Source organism: Burkholderia diffusa (genome assembly GCF_001718315.1).
GTDB classification, from domain to species: domain Bacteria; phylum Pseudomonadota; class Gammaproteobacteria; order Burkholderiales; family Burkholderiaceae; genus Burkholderia; species Burkholderia diffusa_B.
Genome location: NZ_CP013363.1, coordinates 1,336,260 through 1,355,838, shown reverse-complemented (window position 1 = coordinate 1,355,838; position 19,579 = coordinate 1,336,260). Strand labels below are relative to the sequence as shown.

The window sequence follows — 19,579 nt, the reverse complement described above, 5'->3', positions numbered from 1 at the left end:
TCATGACACGCAGACTGAACCGCAATATCGCGAACGGTGCGGACACAACGATCATGCGAGCGCTCGTGCCGTTGATCGGTGCTGCGGCGACGCAGATGCTCAACGCGTTCGCATGCATCGCGCCGGCGCTCGCGTCGAACCCGGCGCGGGGCTGTGCGGCCGATACGCCATGAGGAGCGGGCGATGAGCGATTCCCGTTTTCACCGGCTGACCGTTGCCGACGTCATCGCCGAAAGCGACGACGCATGCTCGTTCGTGTTCGACGTGCCCGCCGCGTTGCGCGATGCGTTCGCGTATCGGCCCGGCCAGTTCCTGACGCTGAACGTGCCGTGCGCCGACGCGACCGTCGCGCGCTGCTACTCGCTGTCGAGCGCGCCGGGCATCGACGCGGCGCCGAAGATCACCGTCAAGCGCGTGCGCGACGGTCGCGCGTCGAACTGGCTGTGCGACCGCATCCGCGCGGGCGATGGGCTCGACGTGCTGCCGCCGGCCGGCGTCTTCACGCCGCGCACGCTCGACGGCGACCTGCTGCTGTTGGCGGGCGGCAGCGGCATCACGCCGGTGCTGTCGATCCTGAAGTCGGCGCTCGTGCACGGCCGCGGGATGCTGACGCTGATCTATGCGAACCGCGACGAGCGCTCGGTGATCTTCCGCGACGAACTGCAGCAGCTCGCGCAGCGCCATCCGGGCCGCCTGCGCGTGATCCACTGGCTCGACAGCGTGCAGGGCGTGCCGCACCAGCGGCATCTCGAGGAACTCGCGCGGCCGTTCAGCCAGCAGGAAACGTTCATTTGCGGGCCGGCGATGTTCATGGAGAACGCGCTCGCCGCGATGCTCGGCCTCGGGCTGCCGCGTGCGCGCGTGCACGTCGAGCGCTTCGCGTCGCTGCCCGATGCACCGGCGCGGGCCGATGCGGCTGTATCGGCCCCTGCGGCCTCTGCGGCCGGCTCCGGCGACGGCGCGGCAATCGAGACGGTGCTCGACGGCGAGACGTTCGCGTTCGACAGCGCACCCTGCGAAACGCTGCTCGACGCGATGCTGCGCGCCGGTCTGCCGGCGCCGAATTCCTGCCGGATGGGGCAGTGCGGTGCGTGCATGTGCCGTGTCGAACGCGGGGCGGTAGCCCTCGACGGCAACCACGTGCTCGACGACGACGAGATCGCGGCCGGCTGGACGCTTGCCTGCTGCGCGCGGCCCGCGAGCGACACGCTGCGCGTGGTGTTCCCCGATTGAGCCGCGGCGCGCCTGCGGCGCGCGCGGCAACCTTGTTGCGATGCCTATGACGATGGATAACGAAATCCTCACCACACCTGCGTTGATCGCGCGGGCTGCCGCGCGCCACGGCGCGCATCCGGCGATCGAGTCGGAGCACGGCCGGCTGACCTATGCGGAACTCGACGCGGCGCGTCTCGAGGCGGCGCGCGCGCTGCTCGCGAGCGGCATCGACGCCGGCGACCGGATCGCCGTATGGGCGCCGAACCTGCCGCAATGGATTGTCGCGGCGCTGGCGATCCACACCGTCGGCGCGATTCTCGTGCCGGTCAACACACGGATGAAGGGCATGGAGGTGGGCGGCATCCTGCACGACGGCGGCGCGCGGCTGCTGTTCTGCTGCGGCACCTTTCTCGGCGAATCCTATCCGGCGATGCTCGCGCCGCACCGTCCCGCGACGCTCGAACGTGTCGTCGTGTTCGACGGCGAACCGCCGTCCGGCGCGTGCGACGAAACCTGGAACGCATTCCTCGCGCGCGGCGCGGCGGTGCCGCTCGCCGCCGTGCGCGAGCGGGAGGCGCAGGTGACACCGGATACCGTGATGGACCTGATGTTCACGTCCGGCACGACGGGCCGCCCGAAGGGCGTGATGACCGCGCATGGACAGAACCTGCGGGCCGCACAGGCATGGGCCACGATCGCCGGCGTGTGCCGGGACGACCGTTATCTGATCGTCAATCCTTTTTTCCATACGTTCGGTTACAAGGCGGGCTGGCTCGCCGCATTGTCGAGTGGTGCGACCGTGCTGCCGCATCTCGTGTTCCAGCCCGCCGACGTCTTGCGCCGCATTGCCGACGAACGTGTGTCGGTGCTGCCGGGCCCGCCGACGCTGTACTACGCGCTGCTCGATGCGCCCGAACGCGCGACGCGCGACTTGTCGTCGCTGCGGATCGCGGTGACGGGCGCGGCCGCGATCGCGCCGAGCCTGATCGAGCGGATGCGCGCGGAGCTCGGCTTCGAGACCGTGCTGACCGGCTACGGGCTGACCGAATCGTGCGGGTTCGCGACGCTGTGCCGTCATGGCGACGACGCGGAGACGGTCGCCTGCACGTCGGGCCGGCCGATGCCGGACGTCGAGCTGCGCATCGCGGGACAGGACGGCGTCGCGCTCGGCCCGGACGAGACCGGCGAGATCTGGGTGCGCGGCTACAACGTGATGCGCGGCTATTTCAACCAGCCGGACGCGACGCGCGAGGCCGTCGATGCGGACGGCTGGTTGCATACCGGCGACCTCGGCTGCGTCGACGCGAACGGCAACCTGAAGATCACCGACCGGATCAAGGACATGTTCATCGTCGGCGGCTTCAACTGCTATCCGGCGGAGATCGAGCGGCTGCTGGCCGCGCATCCGGCGATCGCGCAGGTCGCGCTGGTCGGCGTGCCCGACAAGCGGCTCGGTGAAGTCGGGCATGCGTACGTCGTGCTGCGTCCCGGCGCGCACACCGACGCCGACGCGCTGAACGACTGGGCGCGCGCCAACATGGCGAACTACAAGGTGCCGCGGCATTTCACGTTCGTCGATCAACTGCCAACGAGCGCGGCCGGCAAGGTGCTGAAGTACCGGCTGCGCGCCGGCACCGAGGCGGCGGCCTGATCGCCGGCGCGCGATCCGTCACCAACGGGATGAATGCATGAACGACAACGGATTTCCGCCCGGCGCGGTACTCGTGTTCGGCGGCAGCGGCGGGATCGGGCAGGGTGTCGCGCTGGAATTCGCGCGCACCGGCGTGCCGGTCGCGCTCGGTTATCGCAGCAAGGCCGATGTGGCCGCGCGTGTCGCGCGCGACCTGCGCGGCACTGGTGTCACGGCCACCACGCATTGCGCGGACGTGACCGATCCCGCGCAGGTCAATGCGGCGCTCGCGACGGCGATCGATGCGCACGGCCGCGTGCACACGATCGTGTGGGCGGCCGGCCCGTTCGTGAACCAACGCCATATCGGCGACATGACGCATGACGACTGGCGGCGCGCGATCGAGGTCGAGACGGTTGGCTTCTTCAATGCGGCGAAGGCTGCGTTACCGCATTTCCGCGCGTCGGGCGGCGGGTCGTTCGTGACGCTCGGCTCGGCCGGGCATCTGCGCTGGCCGGATCGAGATGGATTGTCGGTCGCGCCGAAGGCGGCGAACGAGGCGCTCGTGAAAGGGCTCGCGCGCGAGGAGGGCCGTCACGAGATTCGCGCGAATTCGATTCTGGTCGGCGTGATCGAGGCCGGGATGTTTCCGGTGCTGCTCGAGCAAGGTCAGTTCGACCAGGCGTGGATCGACGAGACGCAGAACATGCTCGCGCTCAAGCGCTGGGGGAAGGCGCACGATATTGGACGCGCGGCGGTGTTTCTCGCGTCGGACCGCGCGAATTACATCACGGGGCAGCAGTTGAATGTTTCGGGCGGGTATGGGTTGTGATGAACGGAGCGGGCTCGCTCGGGGGAGCGGGCCCGGCAGCGGGATGCTTCAGTTATCTTGGACGTTCACGTCGCCGGTTTGCGCAATCTTCGCCAGCACGCGTTTCTGATATGCGTACCAAGAAGTCAGGCATGCTTTGTCCCGGCAATTCTTCTCACGAAAATTCCATTGTTTCCGCGTTCGTTCAGCAAATGCCGCTTTATCGATGACGGCGTCCTTTGCTTGCTGATACGTGGTGGCGAGGTCGCGGTCGTCAGCCGCAAGATCCGGGTCATGACAGATCAGAAACTCCGGAATTGACTTCGCCTTGGCACAGTCGAAGCTCGTTTGTTGCAGCGGCGAAGCGGCTACGTCGCTCGCAGCCTGGTTTGCTCCCGGCTCGGCAGGCGCCAAGGTTGATGGTGTCGGAGGCGCGACGATCGCCGGTTGCTGGGCCTGATTCAAGGTTGCCATGCGTTGACCATAGGGCGTCAGTTGCCCTGACATCGCGTCTTCGACCATTGCGCCAATCAAGGAGTTGGGTACAACCCTGACAGTTTCGGTCTTGAGGATCGAGTCGCCGGCCATCGTTTGGGACTTGGCGAAATTGCACGGAGCTTGGCACGTAATGCGAGTCGATATGTTCGGATTGTCCTCGTCGACCAAAAGCAAAATATAACTTCCGTCCCGAAGACCGACGTAGCGCATCATCACAAGCGCTTTTGTGGCCTTTCCTGCTCGGACATCATCTTCGCTGAGCGCCGGCTCGTACCCATACGTACCGTCCTGGCTCATTGCGTAATTGTGCGACGGAGGAGGCGGGGCAGGAACGGGCGTCGAAGAGGCCGGGAGCGAGGCAGTGGTATCGCTGGCCGTATTCGAGCCAGTCGGCAACGCTTGCGCGCTGCTGTCGGAATGTTTCGAGTCGCAAGCGGTAACTGTGGCTGCGGCCAGTAAAAGAAGTGCGATGCGCTTCACGATATCCCCGAGAGTTGATTGATCTTATAAATTGCTGACGGTCGGTCCAGACGTTTCGCTTCGATTGCGATTGAGTCGCGGACGTGCTGGTATTCCGGATCAGCTTTATCTTGGTTGAGCATTGTATCAACGTGGATCCGCCCTTTTATAACTCTATAAAGCAGAAAATCGGTCCGCCGCAATTAATTCTCATTCAGCGGAGAGCGTCCCCGATGAATCCTTGTCCGCCAGCATGTGCGTTCAGAGTGCAGCGTGTTAGCCCGGGAGTCCAATGTGATGCGTCGAACTGTATGGATGCGCGATGACATTCGCAGATGCCTGATTCGGTATTCCCGTTGACTTGCACATCACGCTCCGGCATCCGGGGCAGCCCCGCCACCGCCTCAAGGTCACACGAATGAAACGCTTTTCGAGCTGGGTGCTGTGTGACGCATTTGCTGACCGTGTCAATCAAGGCGTGCAGACGACTTGCTCGTACTTGCCTCGTGGGCATTGCAGCGCTCGCTGCCAGCCGCCCCGGTCATGGGCATAACGCCGAAGCCCCGAAAACAGATGCGTTCCTGAAACATTTCCGTCGATTTCCTCCCGCGTAACCCCCGGTGTCAGGCCGAGACGCTTGTCCCGCGCGGGTCCGCGCCGCATGGCACATGCCTTGCGATTAGGCCGGTGCCGCTCGACACAACCGCGACCGATGGTAACGACGAATCGCGGGAGCGGCACGCAACGACATCGAAATATCGGGGATCGGATCGAGCTGCGGGATGGTGGCCGGTTGTGTCGAACGCGCAACGCGTCGTATCGGAGACACGAACGGACACTACACGTGCGATCCGTCAAACAGCAAGCTTGCTTGCGAGATGTCGTGCCGGGGGACCCGCTGCGCGTAGCGGCATGCGTTGCACGCGGCGGGTCGGCGCGCCCGGCACATGTCGGGGGGACGCCCGTGAAAATGACAGTGAACCAATGGGCAGCGCTGGCGATGGTGTTCGCGGCCGGCGCGCACGCGCAGGAAATCTACCTGCAGGGCGGCACGCAAGGCGTCGGCATCGGCGCGGCCGTGAGCTTCAATTCCGTGCTGGGTGCACACGCGGATTTCAATGCGATCAATCTGACGCATGACTTCACCGTGGCCGGCAATCGCTATCAGGACGACATCAAGCTGCGCCAGGGTGGCCTGTATGCCGACATTTTTCCGTGGCGCGGCAGCGGTTTTCGCGCGACGATCGGATTGCGCTTCAACGACGACGAAATCCGCGGCGTGTCAGTGCCAACTAACGGCACCTACGTGTTTGGCGGCAAGCGATATCCGGCGCTGCCAGGAATGTACGCGGTCGCGGAGGCACGCTATCCGACCGTGATGCCGTACGTCGGGATCGGCTACGGACACCGGCCGGCGTCGAAAGGGCTCGGCTTCGTCGCCGATCTGGGCGTCGCATACGGGATCCCGCGCTGCTCGTACACGCTGTCGCCGGCGCTCGCCGCTGCGGCCGGACCGCAGAAGAGCCAGGTCCTGGCGTCCAGCGGCCTCGACGAACTGAACCGGATGATGTCGCGGTATCGGTGGTATCCGGTCCTGCAGATCGGGATCTCGTACCGGTTCTGAGCGGTACGCGCACCACGAGCACGGCCATGCGATGCACGCGCAGTGTCGGCCGCAGGGCAGGCCGGGTGCCATCCATGCTTCACCGGAACAAAAACGCGGGGTGATCGATGGAGCGGATACGCGCAGCGGACGATCGTGCAGGCGATGGACGGCGCGTCGGCACGTATGCCGTCGCGGTGCTCGGGCTGCAGATCCTCTTCCTCGTCGTCTGGGCGATCCGCTATTACCTGTGGCACGACCGGTCCGCGCCGATGGTCGGGTCGGACTTCGCGATATTCTGGGCGACGGCGCGGGTCGCGCTCGAGCATGGTCCGACGGCGATCTTCTCGCCGCAATGGATCCAGCCGATCGAGGCCGCGCTGCGGCCATTCGACGATTTTGCGCCGTGGCCGTATCCGCCGACCTTCCTGCTCGTCGTCGTCCCGTTTGGCTTGATGCCGTTCGCGAACGCCGTCGTTCTGTTCGGCTTACTGACGATCGCCTTCTATGCGGCAGTCGTCGCGCGATTGACGCGTTCGCTCGACGGTCAGTGGCGGCTGGCGATCGCCGCGTTTCCGGGTCTGATCGGTGCCGCCCTGACCATGCAGAACGCATTTCTGACCGTTGCGGCGGCCGGCGCGGCGCTGCTGCTGCTCCGGTCGCGCCCGGTCGTCGCCGGGGCCTGCATCGCGATCCTGATGCTGAAGCCGCAATTCGGCGTGCTGTTTCCGCTGGCCCTGATCTGCGGGCGGCACTGGACAGCGCTGGTCTCGGCGGGCATGTTCAGTGCCGGAATCGTCGCGACGTCGACGGCCATATTCGGGTGGCGGGCGTGGATCGCGTTTTTCGCGTTCCTGCCGTCCTTCGATCGCGGCGTGATGGAGTACGGCGAGACGCTCTGGCGCGGCATGCCGTCGATGTTCGGGCTCGCTCGGATTGCGGGCCTGTCGATTCAGGTCGCATACGGCCTGCAAACGTGCGTCTCGGTGGCCGCCGCCGCGGCCGTCGCGTACGTATGGATTCGCGCGAAGCGCTTCGAATTGCGTGCGGCGGCACTGGCTTCTGCGACGCTCCTCGTTCAGCCGTACTTCATGTATTACGACCTGCTGTGGCTGGTGCTTCCGGTCATCTTCCTGCTGCTCGACCGCCGCAACGTTCGGCCGGACCGGCTTGAGACGGCCGTCGTGGCACTCGCATGGATCGCGCCGGCGCAGGCGTTCGTCGCGGTCATTACGGGCACGATGTGGCCGGTCGCGTCGGCGATCCTCGTCGCGGTGCTGGCGGTGGTCGTGCGGCGAAGCATGATGTCGGCCGCGGCATCGTGACGGATCATCGTGTGCGCGGCGGCCGGGGCGGGTGAATCGGCTGAATCGCGACGCAAGACGTCGAGCGACGTTCCCGTCGCGGGTTGACGACGCTAGACGATGCGAATCAGTGCGGCACTGACGGGCGCTACCTTCACGAACACCTGCTGCTTCGACACGGCAAGCGTCTGCTGCGGCGAGCCGTTCCATGCGCCATTCAGCGCGACTGCGTGTCCGCCGAAGGTGATCGGCGTCCCGCCGTTGTAAATACCCGGATTGGCGAGTTGGGCACCCGTCGCGTCACCTGACGAAGCGAGCGTCATCACTGTCGCGCGCGACGCCTGCGAGTCGAGCGTGACGGTAACGTTTGCGGCGCTGGCCGTATCCTTGTTGTTGATGATCACGCAGGTCTCGCCCTGAGTTGTTGCGACTGCGAATGCGCTGACGGCCGCAGCGCTTGTGCTCAGCGATGTCTTCAGGAGTTGACCGGTGCCGCCGCGCGCGAAGATTTGCGAAAAGAACAGCAGTGCGTAATAGAGCGGCTGCACGGCGGTGACTTCACCTTGCGAATCGGCGATCGCCGCATAGCTCGTCATCGACCCGTTGTTGTGGAAATTCAGGCCGCTCGCGCCGTACTGCGCATGCGTGAAGATGAAGTCGATCGCCCACAGCGCACTCGCGAACACGTTGCTGACACCGGCCGGCTTCGTGCTGTTGAAATACGAATTCGTCTCGTCCATTCGGAACGGCACGCCGGCCTTCTGTGCGGCGGACTGCATGTTTTGCAGCGCCGTCACCAGGTTCGCATCGGGGTAGGCGAGCATCCCGGCGATTGACGGCGCGCTGTCGTTGTAGTTGCTGATGTAGTAGTGCTCGGTCAGCAGTGCGATGTTCCTGCCCTGGCTCGCCGCGAACGACTCCGCCCAGCCTGGCGTGTCGCTGGCGGCGGCCGGCCCGCTGAACACGGCGCCGCTGACGGCTCCCGCGATCGCCTGCGCAAACTGGTTCCATCCCGCGATCGCGCCTTGGGCGACCGTACCGCCGTTCAGGAAGATGTCGTAGGTGATCCCGGCGAGGTTCGGTGTCCTGCTGCCGCCGTATTGATCGGGTTCGTTGCCGATTTCGAACGCGAGCAACTGACTGCCGAGCTGCTGCGACACATACAGCGCTTCGTCGGCCGCTTGCGATGGCGACGTCACCGAGCCGCGCGCACCGGCGAAATTGATCCCGTAAATCACTTTCCATTCGGGACATTGCTTGAGGCACGCGGCGAATCGCGCCACGTCGATACGCGAGACCTGCCGCCGGATCTGGCCCTGCCCGTTGGGCGCCCACGTCATGCGGTCGACGCTGTTCCCGCCGATGCGCAGCACGCCGCCGCCGAGCGCGTTGAGCAGGCCGATCAGGTTCGTGTTGTCGGCCCGGAAGCAATTGTCGTTGATGTCGCCTTTCTCGAAGCCGAGGCTCGCGAAGCGGGCGTCCAGCGCGGCGGTGCCGGGCGCGGCCTGCTGCACGGCGAGCGCCAGCGAGACGCCGTCAGGGGGCGGGCTCGGCGGCGGTGCGTCGGATCCGCCGCCGCCGCAGGCGGCCAGCATCGATACGGCTGCATATGCGCCGAGACGAATGAAGCCGCGCCGGTTCATCGCCGTCGACGCCTCGTACAGGTCGGACAGCGAAAGCGGGTTTTTTGTGGTTTTCAAGCGGTGATCCTCGTAGGCCGTTATTGATATTTATGAAAGATATTAAACGCCGCTTGCGTAACATACGCGTTACAAGGGTTGAAGTCCATGCTGCATGTGTCGAAGTTTGTCGCGGCGCTTCGCAGTCCATTTCCAGAGGCCGTCGGAAGGCTGGAACGCCCGTCCTGACTGGGCCGATGCCATGACGCCACGTTATCGACGACGATTGCCGGTGATGGGTAAATGGTTGATTTCGACGCAGAGGAAATAAGCAATCCGGCCGATTGTTTCGTGAATTCCTCACGTTTCGGCCGTAAGAAAGATAATCCGTCGAACCGGCTATTCCAGCTGAGCCGCACGCACGCTGCTGGCGTTGTCGCCACTGTCCGCACGCCGTCGCGGCCTCCCTCTACCGACGTCGCCTGCCGCGCCGCAGCAACGCAGCGCCGTTTCGCTGCGCGGACTCGCCGCGCAACGCTCCCGCCTCCCTGCCGGCTCTCGTCCCAACAGACGATGTGACGCCATCCCCGACCGGCCAGAATCCTTTCACGAACAACGGAATCTGAACCTGGAGGAGGCCGACATGATCGATGTCCGTGCGCTCGGCTACGTCGTCGTCGAGGCGACCCGCGTCGATGCGTGGCGCCGCTATGCGGAACACGTGCTGGGCATGCAGGCGCTCGACGCGCCCGACGGCGCGCTGTACCTGAAGATGGACGAGCGCGATTTCCGCTACGTGATCGTCCCCGGCACGGCCGATCGCTATTTCGCGTCCGGCTGGGAGCTGCCCGACGCCGCCGCGTTCGATGCCGCGCTCGCGGCGTTGCAACATGCGGGCGTCGAAGCCGTGCGCGCGACGCGCGACGAAGCCGCGCTGCGCCGCGTGCAGGCGATGGCGTGGTGCACCGACCCGTCCGGCAACCGCCACGAGTTGTACTGGGGCGCGCGCTGCGACTTCCGCCGCTTTGTGTCGCCGCTCGGCGTCGCGCGCTTCGTCACTGGCGACATGGGGCTCGGCCACGCGGTGCTGCCCGCGCCGCAGTTCGACGCGACCGACGCATTCGCGCGCGGCGTGCTCGGCTTCGAGCTGTCCGACATCTACCGTGTGAAGTTCACGCCGGACCCCGCGGAACCCGAGAAGCGCATCCACTTCATGCACTGCCGCAACGCGCGCCATCACAGCCTCGCGCTGTTCGAGATGGCTGTGCCGACGGGTTGCGTGCACGTGATGGCCGAAGTCGACTCGATGGACGAAGTCGGCCGCGCGCTCGATCGGGTCGCCGCGCACGACGTGAAGATGTCGGCGACGCTCGGCCGGCACTGCAACGACCAGATGATCTCGTTCTACATGAAGACCCCCGGCGGCTTCGATCTCGAATACGGCTTCGGCGGCCTCACGGTCGACTGGTCGAAGCACGCCGTATTCGAGGCCACCAAGGTGAGCCAGTGGGGCCACGATTTCAGCATCGGATACCGGTAGGCCAGCACGATGACGATGAAACCTCTCGACAAGACGATGTCCGCGCGCGACGTGGTCGCGCAACTCGCCGACGGCATGACGATCGGCATCGGCGGATGGGGGCCTCGGCGCAAGCCGATGGCACTGGTGCGCGAGATCGCGCGCTCGAACCTGAAGGACCTGACGGTCGTCGCCTACGGCGGTGCCGACGTCGGCCTGCTGTGCGCGGCGGGCAAGGTGCGCAAGGTGGTGTTCGGCTTCGTGTCGCTGGACGTGATCCCGCTCGAACCGCATTTCCGCCGCGCCCGCGAACAAGGCCGTGTCGACGTGCTGGAACTCGACGAAGGCATGTTGCAGCTCGGCTTGCGCGCGGCCGCCGCGCGCCTGCCGTTCCTGCCGACACGCGCCGGGCTCGGCACCGCGCTGCTCGATCACGCGCCGCACCTGCGCACGGTCAAGTCGCCGTACGACGACAGCGAGACGCTGCTCGCGATGCCGGCGCTCGAACTCGACGTCGCGCTGCTGCACGTGAACGCGGCAGACCGGATGGGCAACACGCGCATCGACGGCCCCGATCCGTTCTTCGACGCGTGGATGGCGCGCGCCGCGCAGCGCTGCTACGTGTCGGCGGAAACGGTCGACGCGTCGCTCGCGACCGAAGACCTCGATGCCGCAAAACGCAATCCGTTCGAGCGCTCGCTCGTCACCGGCATCGTGCATGCGCCGGGCGGCGCACACCCGACGTCGTGCGGGCCGGCCTACGGCTGGGACCTGCCGCACCTGCGCGCGTACTGCGCGAGCGCGGAAGACGACGCGAAGACGGCGGCGTACCTGCGCGATGTGGTGGGCCAGGACGAACGCCAGTATCTCGAAGGCGTCGGCGGCCTGTCGCATGTGGCGACGCTGCCATTGCCGATTCTGTAAAGGAGCGCCTGTGAGCGAATCTCTCGACCATTCCCTCGCGGAACTGATGATCGTCGCGTCCGCGCGACTCTGGCGCGACGACGGCGAAGTGCTGGCGACCGGCATCGGCACGGGCCCGCGGCTCGCGGCCGGCCTCGCGCGGCTCGCGTACAACAACGGGCTGATGCTGACCGACGGCGAGGCGTATCTCGTCGAGGAGCCGGTCCCGCTCGGGCCGCGCCCCGACGGCTATCGCGTGAAGGCGAGCGGCTGGATGACATACGAACGCGTGTTCGACTGCCTGTGGCACGGCCGCCGCCACGCGCTCGTGATGCCGACGCAGATCGACCGCTTCGGCCAGGCGAACATCTCGTGGCTCGGCGACGACTACGCGCGTCCGAAGACGCAACTGCTCGGCGCGCGCGGCTTCCCCGGCAACTCGACGAACCACGCGAATTCGTTCTTCATCAGCGGCCACGGCAAGCGCACGTTCGTCGCAGACGAAGTCGACATGGTCTGCACGGTCGGCTACAACCCGGCGCGCCGGCTGCCCGGCATGAAGACCTTCGTCGACCTGCGCAGCATCGTCACCGATCTCTGCGTGATGGATTTCGGCGGCCCCGACCATGCGATCCGCGTGCGCTCGCTGCATCCGGGCGTGAGCTTCGACGAGGTGCAGGACGCGACCGGCTTCCCGCTGATTGCTGCACCGGAGCTCGGCACGACGGCCCCGCCGAGCGCGGAAGACCTGCGCATCGTGCGTGCGCTCGACCCTCACAACCTGCGCGCGACGATCGTGCGCAACAATCCGGCGCCGCGCCGCGGATGAGGTCCGACATGGAAGCGACCCAAATGGCGTTCGGCGATGGTGTCGTCGACTACGCGGTCGAGGACGGCATCGCGACGATCACGATGAACCGTCCCGAGTATCACAACGCGCAGAACTCGAAGATGACGTATGCGCTCGACGCGGCTTTCCGGCGCGCGTCGCACGACGACGAAGTGAAGGCGATCGTGCTCGCGGGCGCCGGCAAACATTTCTCGGCGGGCCACGACATCGGCACGCCGGGCCGCGACATTCACGAGTCGTTCGAGCGCGCGTCGCTGTGGTACGACCACGTCGACAAGGAGGGCGGCGAATTCCTCTATGCGCGCGAACAGGAGGTGTATCTCGGGATGTGCCGGCGCTGGCGCGACCTGCCGAAGCCGACCATCGCGATGGTGCACGGTGCATGCATCGCAGGCGGGCTGATGCTCGCGTGGGTGTGCGACCTGATCGTCGCGTCGGAAGACGCGTTCTTCGCGGATCCGGTCGTGCGGATGGGGATTCCGGGTGTCGAGTATTTCGCGCATGCGTACGAGCTGAACCCGCGCATCGCGAAGGAGTTCCTGTTCCTCGGCGAGCGGATGACGGCCGAGCGCGCGTACCAGATGGGCATGGTCAACCGCGTGGTGCCGCGCGAGCGGCTGCGCGACGCGACCTACGCGATCGCCGCGAAGATCGCGACGATGCCGAGGCTCGGCCTCGCGCTGACCAAGCAGGCGCTGAACCACGTCGAGGAACTGCAGGGCAAGCGCGCGGCGATGGACGCGGCATTCGCATGGCATCACTTCGCGCATGCGCACAACGAGCTCGTCAGCGGCGACCGCCTCGGCGGCTACGACGCGCGCAAGATGGCCAGCTCGCAGCGCCGGCCGGAGCAGGCGGACAGCGAAGGGCGGGCCGACGCGGCAACGACGGCCGTCAACGGAGCCGCCGCATGAGCGAGACGCTGCATACGCCGTTGTGCGACCTGCTCGGCTGTCGCTACCCGATCGTGCAGACCGCGATGGGCTGGGTGGCCGACGCGCGGCTCGTCGCGGCGACCGCCAACGCCGGCGGCTTCGGCTTCCTGGCCGGCGCGACACTCGAACCGGAGCAGGTCGAGGCCGAGATCCTGAAGGTGAAGTCGCTGACCGACAAGCCGTTCGGCATCAACTTCCACATGTTCCAGAAGAACGCCGCGCAAGTGGTCGATCTCGCGATCGAGCACCGGCTGCGCGCGGTCAGCTACGGCCGCGGGCCGGACGCGAAGACGATCCGCCGCTTCAAGGATGCCGGCATCGTCTGCATGCCGACCGTCGGCGCGCCGAAGCATGCGGCGAAGGCGGTCGAGCTCGGCGCGGACATCGTGACCGTGCAGGGCGCGGAAGGCGGCGGCCATACGGGCTCGGTGCCGACCACGCTGCTGCTGCCGAGTGTGCTCGATGCGGTGCGGGTGCCCGTCGTCGCGGCCGGCGGTTTCTTCGACGGTCGCGGGCTGGCGGCCGCGCTCGCGTACGGCGCGGCCGGCATCGCGATGGGCACGCGCTTCCTGATGAGCGCCGAATCGCCGGTGCCGCGCGCGACGCTCGAGCGGTACGTCGCGGTCGGCGACCCGGCGCGAATCCGCGTGTCGGACGCGCTCGACGGGCTGCCGCAACGGATGATCGACAACCCGTATCTGCTGAAGCTCGAGCGCTTCGGCCCGCTGCGCCGCACGGCCTTCGCGCTGAAGACGGCTGAAGCCTGGCGCCGCCAGAACGGGCTGCGTACGACCGACATGCTGCGCCTCGCGATCAAGGCGCTGCGCTCGCACGACTACACGGCGAGCCAGACGCTGATGGCCGCGAACGCGCCGTTCCTGATCCAGCGCGCGATCGTCGAGGGGCGGCCGGACGACGGCGTGCTGCCGAGCGGCCAGGCGGCAGCGATGATCGGCGCGATTGAATCGTGCGACGCGCTGATTGCGCGAATCGTCGCGCAAGCGTGCGAGCGGCTCGACGCGCTGGCCGCGTTGCGCGGCGTGGCGGCGACCGACGCGGCCTGAAAGACATCACAGGGAGGCAGTGGAGATGACTACATCCAAACAACCGGGCGGCGCGACGCCGTTCCGGATCGAGCGCGCCGACGGCATCGCCGAACTGGTGATCGCCCATCCGCCCGTGAATGCGCTCGATGCGCAGGGCTGGCACGCGCTCGCGCGGGCGCTCGATGCGCTTGGCGAGGACGACGACGTGCGCGTGATCGTCGTGCGCGGCGAAGGCCGAGGCTTCTGCGCGGGCGTCGACATCAAGGAGCTGGCCGCGCATCCGGAGCGGATCGTGTCGGTCAACGCGGGCAACTACGAGACGTTCCGCGCGGTGCACCGCAACCCGAAGCCGGTGATCGCGGCCGTGCACGGCTTCGTGCTTGGCGGCGGAATCGGTATTTGCGGCGCGGCGGATATCGTCGTCGCGGCCGATTGCGCGCGCTTCGGCGTGCCGGAGATCGACCGCGGCGCGATGGGCGGCGGCGCGCATCTGCAACGACTGTTCGGGGTGCAGAAGGTCCGCGCGATGTACTTCACCGGCGACATGATCGACGCGGCCGAGGCATACCGGCTCGGTGCGGTCGAGCAGGTCGTCGCGCGCGACGCGCTGCGCGACGCGGCGCTTGCGATCGGCCGCAAGATCGCGGAAAAGAGCCCCGCGATGGTGCGGCTCGCGAAGGAGGCGCTGAACGGCGTCGAAGACGGCGATCTCGAGGACAAGTACCGCTGGGAGCAGGGCTTTACGCTGCAGGCGTACATGACCAACGATTCGACGGAGGCGCGTGCCGCGTTCGTCGAGAAGCGCGATGCGCGATTCGACGCGCAGGCCGAGGAGGCGCGCGCATGAACCTGACCTATACGCCACAACAGCAGGCGTTCCGCGCGGAAATCCGTGAATGGCTCGCCGCGCACGTGCCGCGCGAGCGGCTGCCGAGCTTCGACACCGAGGAAGGCTTTGCCGCGCACCGCGAATGGGAGCGCACGCTGCATTCGGGCCGCTGGAGCATGGTCACGTGGCCGCGCGAGCTGGGCGGGCGAGGTTGCGACCTGATCGAGTGGCTGATCTTCGAGGAAGAGTACTGGCGCGCCGACGCACCGATGCGCGTGAACCAGAACGGCATCTTCCTGCTCGGTCCGACGCTGATGGATTTTGGTACCGCGCAGCAGAAGGCGCGCTTCCTGCCGGCGATGGCGGCGGGCGAGCACGTGTGGGCGCAGGGCTGGTCGGAGCCGAACGCGGGCTCGGACATGGCCGCGATCCGCACGACCGCGATCCGCATCGGCGACGAATACGTGCTCAACGGCCAGAAGATCTGGTCGACCCGCGCGGTATGGGCCGATTGGCTGTTCGGGCTGTTCCGCAGCGATCCCGAATCGTCGCGCCATCATGGGCTCACGTTCCTGATGGTGCCGCTGTCCGCGCCGGGCATCACCGTGCGGCCGATCCGCCAGCTGAACGGGCAGACGGGCTTCGCGGAAATCTTCTTCGACGACGTGCGCGTGCCGGTCGAGAACCGCCTCGCGGCCGAGGGCGCGGGCTGGCAGGTCGCGATGGCGACCGCCGGCTTCGAGCGCGGGTTGATGCTGCGTTCGCCCGCCCGTTTCCAGCGCACCGCGCAGGCGCTGCGCGACCTGTATCTCGCGCACCGCGACAGCGCGGATCGCGACCCGACGCTGCGCGAACGCGTGGTGTCCGCGTGGATGGACGCGCAGGCATACGCGCTGTCGACCTACGCGACCGCGAGCCGGCTGCTCAAGGGCGGCCATATCGGCGCGGAGTCGAGCACCAACAAGGTGTTCTGGTCGGAGCTCGACCTGAGGATGCACCAGACCGCGCTCGACATTCTCGGCGCGCATGGCGAGATCGTTCCGCAGACGGCCGCTCAGCAAGCGACGCTCGGCCATTGGCTCGACGGCTTCCTGTTCGCGCAGGCCGGCCCGATCTACGCGGGCACCAACGAGATCCAGCGCAACATCGTCGCCGAACGGATGCTCGGCATGCCGCGCGCATAAGCGCGCCGGCGCCACCCTCACTGAACGGACATCGTATGGATTTCGTATTCGATGAAGACCAGGAAGCGCTCGCGGACAGCGTGAAGCGCCTGCTGATGACCGAGATGACCCCGGAGCTGATCCGCGAGCTGTGGGTCACGCCGACCGGCCGCTCCGACGCGTTGTGGTCGCTGTTCGCGTCGCAGGGGCTGACCGCCGTGTCGGTGCCCGAGGCGCACGGCGGCCTCGGCCTGACCGAAGTGGAATGGGCGCTGCTCGCGCAGACCTACGGCTACTTCGGCAGCCCCGAGCCATTGCTCGACACGGCGCTCGTATCGGCCGGCGTGCTCGCGCGGCTGCCGGCCAGCGACTGGCGCGACGCGCTGCTGCGCGACATCGCCGAAGGGCGCGCGCGTGTCGCGCTCGTGCATCCGGTGAACCCGTACGCGGCCGACGTGCACGTCGCGCAGACGCTGATGTGCGAGCACCGCGGCGAGCTGCACCGCGTCGATCCCGCGCAGTGCGCGTGGCGCGCGGTCGACAGCGTCGATCCATCGCGACGCTTGTTCACGCTCGACTGGGAGCCGTCGGCGGCCACGCGCATCGCGCGCGCCGACGAAGCCGCGCCGCTGCTCGATCGCGCGCTCGACCACGGCGCGTTCGCGGTCGCGGCGCAGCTGCTCGGTCTCACGCAGCGCGTGCTCGACGTCGCGATCGACTACAGCGCGCAACGCAAGCAGTTCGGCAAGGCGATCGGCTCGTACCAGGCGCTCAAGCACCTGCTCGCCGACGTCGCGATCCGCTACGAGTTCGCACGGCCGGTGGTCGCGCGCGCCGCTCAGGCGATCGCCGACGATCACCCGCGGCGCGCGGTGCTGGTGTCGCACGCGAAGCTCGCGGCGACCGCCGCCGCACAACTGGCCGCGCGTCACACGATGCAGGTGCACGGCGCCATCGGCTACACGTGGGAGCTCGATCTGCAGATCTTCATGAAGCGGATCTGGGCGCTCTCCGGCAGCTGGGGCGACAACGCATTCCACAAGGCCCGCGTGGCCGACGCGATCCTCGGCGACGCATTGCCGATCGGCCCCGCGCAGACCTTCGACTTCGAGGAAATCCATTGATGAAACAAGCCTATATCGTCGACGCGCTGCGCACGCCGACCGGCCGCCGCAAGGGCGGGCTCGCCCACGTGCATGCGGCGGACCTCGGCGGCTTCGTGCTGAAGACGCTCGTCGAACGCAATGCGATTCCGGCCGACGAATACGACGACGTCGTGTTCGGCTGCGTCGACACGATCGGCCCGCTCGCCGGCAATATCGCGCGCACCTGCTGGCTCGCGGCCGGGCTGCCGTTGCAGGTGCCGGGCGTGACGGTCGATCGCCAGTGCGGCTCGTCGCAGCAGGCCGTGCATTTTGCCGCGCAGGCCGTGATGAGCGGCGTGCAGGACGTCGTGGTCGCGGGCGGCGTGCAGACGATGACGCAGATCCCGATCTCATCCGCGATGACGAGCGCCGCGCCGCTCGGCTTCAACGACCCGTTCTCGGGCAGCGCCGGCTGGCGCGCGCGCTTTGGCGACGCGCCCGTGTCGCAGTTCGTCGCGGCACAGCGGATCGCCGATCACTGGAACCTGTCGCGCGATGCGATGGAGCGCTACGCGCTGGAAAGCCACCGGCGCGCGGTGGCGGCGATCGAGGCCGGCCATTTCAAGCGGGAAATCGTGCCGCTCGAAGGCGTGCTCCACGACGAGACGCCGCGCCCGGACACATCGCTCGAAAAGATGGCGACGCTCGAGCCGCTGATGCCGGGCGGCTCGTTGACGGCCGCCGTCGCGAGCCAGACCTGCGACGCGGCCGCCGCGTTGCTGATCGTGTCGGAGGACGCGCTGAAGCGCTACGGGCTCACGCCGCGCGCGCGCATTCACCACCTGAGCGTGCTCGGCGACGATCCGCTGTGGATGCTCACCGCGCCGATCCCGGCAACCAAGGCCGCGTTGAAGAAGAGCGGGCTCGACTGGTCGCGCATCGATGTCGTCGAGATGAACGAGGCGTTCGCGTCGGTCGCGCAAGCGTGGCTCGCGGACACGCGCTTCCCGCACGAAAAGACCAACCCGAACGGCGGCGGCATCGCGCTCGGCCATCCACTCGGCGCGACGGGTGCGCGGCTGATGACGACACTGCTGCACGAACTCGAGCGCACCGGCGGCCGTTACGGATTGCAGACGATGTGCGAAGGCGGCGGCCTCGCGAACGTCACGATCATCGAGCGCCTGTGAGCGCGGCACTTTCACGATCTCTCGATCCAGGAGACACAAGCATGGGAATCTGTCACGGACGCACCGTGATCATCACCGGCGCGGGCGGCGGGCTCGGGCGCGAATACGCGCTCGCGTTCGCGGATGAAGGCGCGGCGGTCGTCGTCAACGACATCCGTCACGAGGCCGCACAGGCGGTGTGCGACGAGATCGCACGACGCGGCGGCCGCGCGCTCGCGAATGCCGACGACATCACCCGGATCGACACCGCGCAGCGGATCGTCGATGCCGCGCGCGACGCGTTCGGCGACGTGCACGTGCTGGTCAACAACGCGGGCATCTGCCGCGACAAGATGTTCACCAGCATGACCGAATCCGACTGGGACGACGTGATGCGCGTGCATCTGCGCGGCCACTTCTGCCTGTCGAGCGTGCTGGCGCGCACGTGGCGCGACGCCGCGAAGGCCGGCGCCCCGATCGACGCACGCATCGTCAACACGAGCTCCGGCGCGGGGCTGCAAGGGTCGATCGGTCAGTCGAACTACGGTGCGGCGAAGGCCGGCATCGCGGCACTCACGCTGATGCAGGCGGTCGAGCTGCAGCGCTACGGCGTGCGTGTGAACGCGCTCGCGCCGGCCGCGCGCACGTCGATGACCGAAGGCGTGTTCGCCGACATGATGAAGAAGCCCGAGCACGGCGGCTTCGACTACTTCGATCCGGCCAACGTCGCGCCGCTCGTCGTGTGGCTCGGCAGCACGCTGTCGGCCGACGTGACGGGCCAGGTGTTCGAGGTCGCGGGCGGGATGATCGCGGTTGCCGAAGGCTGGCGCACCGGCCCGAGCGTCGATCGCGGCGCGCGCTGGGTGCCGGCCGAGGTCGGCCCGGCGGTCGCGCGGCTGCTCGCCGACGCGCGTCCCGCGCAGCGCGTGTACGGGAGCTGA

18 protein-coding genes are annotated in these 19,579 nt (G+C 67.4%); 16 read left to right on the top strand and 2 right to left on the bottom strand.

Annotated elements, in window-relative coordinates:
• Positions 1 to 2 precede the first annotated feature (2 nt).
• The 4 genes from WI26_RS32340 to WI26_RS21355 are packed head-to-tail and all read left to right on the top strand — an operon-like array spanning position 3 to position 3,677.
• Positions 3 to 173: a hypothetical protein gene (locus WI26_RS32340; protein ID WP_155768799.1), complete on the top strand. Its 171-nt coding sequence runs from the start codon at positions 3 to 5 to the stop codon at positions 171 to 173.
• A gap of 10 nt (positions 174 to 183) precedes the next feature.
• Positions 184 to 1,233, top strand: coding sequence for a ferredoxin--NADP reductase (locus WI26_RS21365; protein ID WP_069227105.1), 1,050 nt, complete (start codon positions 184 to 186; stop codon positions 1,231 to 1,233).
• A gap of 46 nt (positions 1,234 to 1,279) precedes the next feature.
• Positions 1,280 to 2,866: a FadD3 family acyl-CoA ligase gene (locus WI26_RS21360; RefSeq protein ID WP_069227104.1), complete on the top strand. Its 1,587-nt coding sequence runs from the start codon at positions 1,280 to 1,282 to the stop codon at positions 2,864 to 2,866.
• Between the two features lie 37 nt (positions 2,867 to 2,903).
• Positions 2,904 to 3,677, top strand: coding sequence for an SDR family NAD(P)-dependent oxidoreductase (locus WI26_RS21355; protein ID WP_069227103.1), 774 nt, complete (start codon positions 2,904 to 2,906; stop codon positions 3,675 to 3,677).
• 48 nt (positions 3,678 to 3,725) lie between these two features.
• Here WI26_RS21355 and WI26_RS21350 read toward each other — a convergent pair whose 3' ends face one another.
• On the bottom strand, positions 3,726 to 4,451 hold the full coding sequence (locus WI26_RS21350; RefSeq protein WP_069227102.1) for a lysozyme inhibitor LprI family protein: 726 nt from the start codon (positions 4,449 to 4,451) through the stop codon (positions 3,726 to 3,728).
• A 1,132-nt stretch (positions 4,452 to 5,583) separates the two neighbouring features.
• Between WI26_RS21350 and WI26_RS21345 the strand changes: the two genes are divergently transcribed.
• Together WI26_RS21345 and WI26_RS21340 are read left to right on the top strand one after the other, a co-directional pair.
• A complete protein-coding gene (locus WI26_RS21345) occupies positions 5,584 to 6,237 on the top strand; it encodes a hypothetical protein (protein WP_081054991.1) in 654 nt (217 codons plus the stop codon).
• Positions 6,238 to 6,344: 107 nt separating this feature from the next.
• Positions 6,345 to 7,541: a glycosyltransferase family 87 protein gene (locus WI26_RS21340; RefSeq protein ID WP_069227101.1), complete on the top strand. Its 1,197-nt coding sequence runs from the start codon at positions 6,345 to 6,347 to the stop codon at positions 7,539 to 7,541.
• Between the two features lie 92 nt (positions 7,542 to 7,633).
• On the opposite strand, the gene WI26_RS21335 is transcribed toward WI26_RS21340, so the two are convergent.
• Positions 7,634 to 9,220 carry a hypothetical protein gene (locus tag WI26_RS21335; protein WP_069227100.1) on the bottom strand — a complete coding sequence of 529 codons (1,587 nt, stop codon included), beginning with the start codon at positions 9,218 to 9,220 and terminating at the stop codon, positions 7,634 to 7,636.
• A 562-nt stretch (positions 9,221 to 9,782) separates the two neighbouring features.
• On the opposite strand from WI26_RS21335, the gene WI26_RS21330 reads away from it, so the two are divergent.
• The 10 genes from WI26_RS21330 to WI26_RS21285 are packed head-to-tail and all read left to right on the top strand — an operon-like array spanning position 9,783 to position 19,579.
• Complete coding sequence (locus WI26_RS21330; protein WP_069227099.1) at positions 9,783 to 10,679, top strand: VOC family protein; 897 nt, start codon at positions 9,783 to 9,785, stop codon at positions 10,677 to 10,679.
• Between the two features lie 9 nt (positions 10,680 to 10,688).
• Positions 10,689 to 11,582 carry a CoA transferase subunit A gene (locus tag WI26_RS21325; protein WP_069227098.1) on the top strand — a complete coding sequence of 298 codons (894 nt, stop codon included), beginning with the start codon at positions 10,689 to 10,691 and terminating at the stop codon, positions 11,580 to 11,582.
• Positions 11,583 to 11,592: 10 nt separating this feature from the next.
• Positions 11,593 to 12,390, top strand: coding sequence for a CoA-transferase subunit beta (locus tag WI26_RS21320; RefSeq protein ID WP_069227097.1), 798 nt, complete (start codon positions 11,593 to 11,595; stop codon positions 12,388 to 12,390).
• Positions 12,391 to 12,398: 8 nt separating this feature from the next.
• Positions 12,399 to 13,325 carry an enoyl-CoA hydratase gene (locus tag WI26_RS21315; RefSeq protein ID WP_069227096.1) on the top strand — a complete coding sequence of 309 codons (927 nt, stop codon included), beginning with the start codon at positions 12,399 to 12,401 and terminating at the stop codon, positions 13,323 to 13,325.
• On the top strand, positions 13,322 to 14,410 hold the full coding sequence (locus tag WI26_RS21310) for an NAD(P)H-dependent flavin oxidoreductase (protein ID WP_069227095.1): 1,089 nt from the start codon (positions 13,322 to 13,324) through the stop codon (positions 14,408 to 14,410). The genes WI26_RS21315 and WI26_RS21310 overlap by 4 nt, the downstream gene beginning before the upstream one ends.
• Before the next feature lie 25 nt (positions 14,411 to 14,435).
• The gene (locus WI26_RS21305) at positions 14,436 to 15,239 is read left to right on the top strand and encodes an enoyl-CoA hydratase family protein (RefSeq protein WP_059539680.1); all 804 of its coding nucleotides are present in this window, start codon (positions 14,436 to 14,438) and stop codon (positions 15,237 to 15,239) included.
• Positions 15,236 to 16,405 carry an acyl-CoA dehydrogenase family protein gene (locus WI26_RS21300; RefSeq protein WP_069227094.1) on the top strand — a complete coding sequence of 390 codons (1,170 nt, stop codon included), beginning with the start codon at positions 15,236 to 15,238 and terminating at the stop codon, positions 16,403 to 16,405. The genes WI26_RS21305 and WI26_RS21300 overlap by 4 nt, the downstream gene beginning before the upstream one ends.
• Positions 16,406 to 16,440: 35 nt before the next feature.
• Positions 16,441 to 17,508: an acyl-CoA dehydrogenase family protein gene (locus WI26_RS21295; protein WP_069227093.1), complete on the top strand. Its 1,068-nt coding sequence runs from the start codon at positions 16,441 to 16,443 to the stop codon at positions 17,506 to 17,508.
• Positions 17,508 to 18,659 carry an acetyl-CoA C-acetyltransferase gene (locus WI26_RS21290; RefSeq protein WP_059464779.1) on the top strand — a complete coding sequence of 384 codons (1,152 nt, stop codon included), beginning with the start codon at positions 17,508 to 17,510 and terminating at the stop codon, positions 18,657 to 18,659. Before WI26_RS21295 ends, WI26_RS21290 begins: the two co-directional genes overlap by 1 nt.
• Positions 18,660 to 18,700: 41 nt before the next feature.
• Positions 18,701 to 19,579: an SDR family oxidoreductase gene (locus tag WI26_RS21285; RefSeq protein WP_069227092.1), complete on the top strand. Its 879-nt coding sequence runs from the start codon at positions 18,701 to 18,703 to the stop codon at positions 19,577 to 19,579.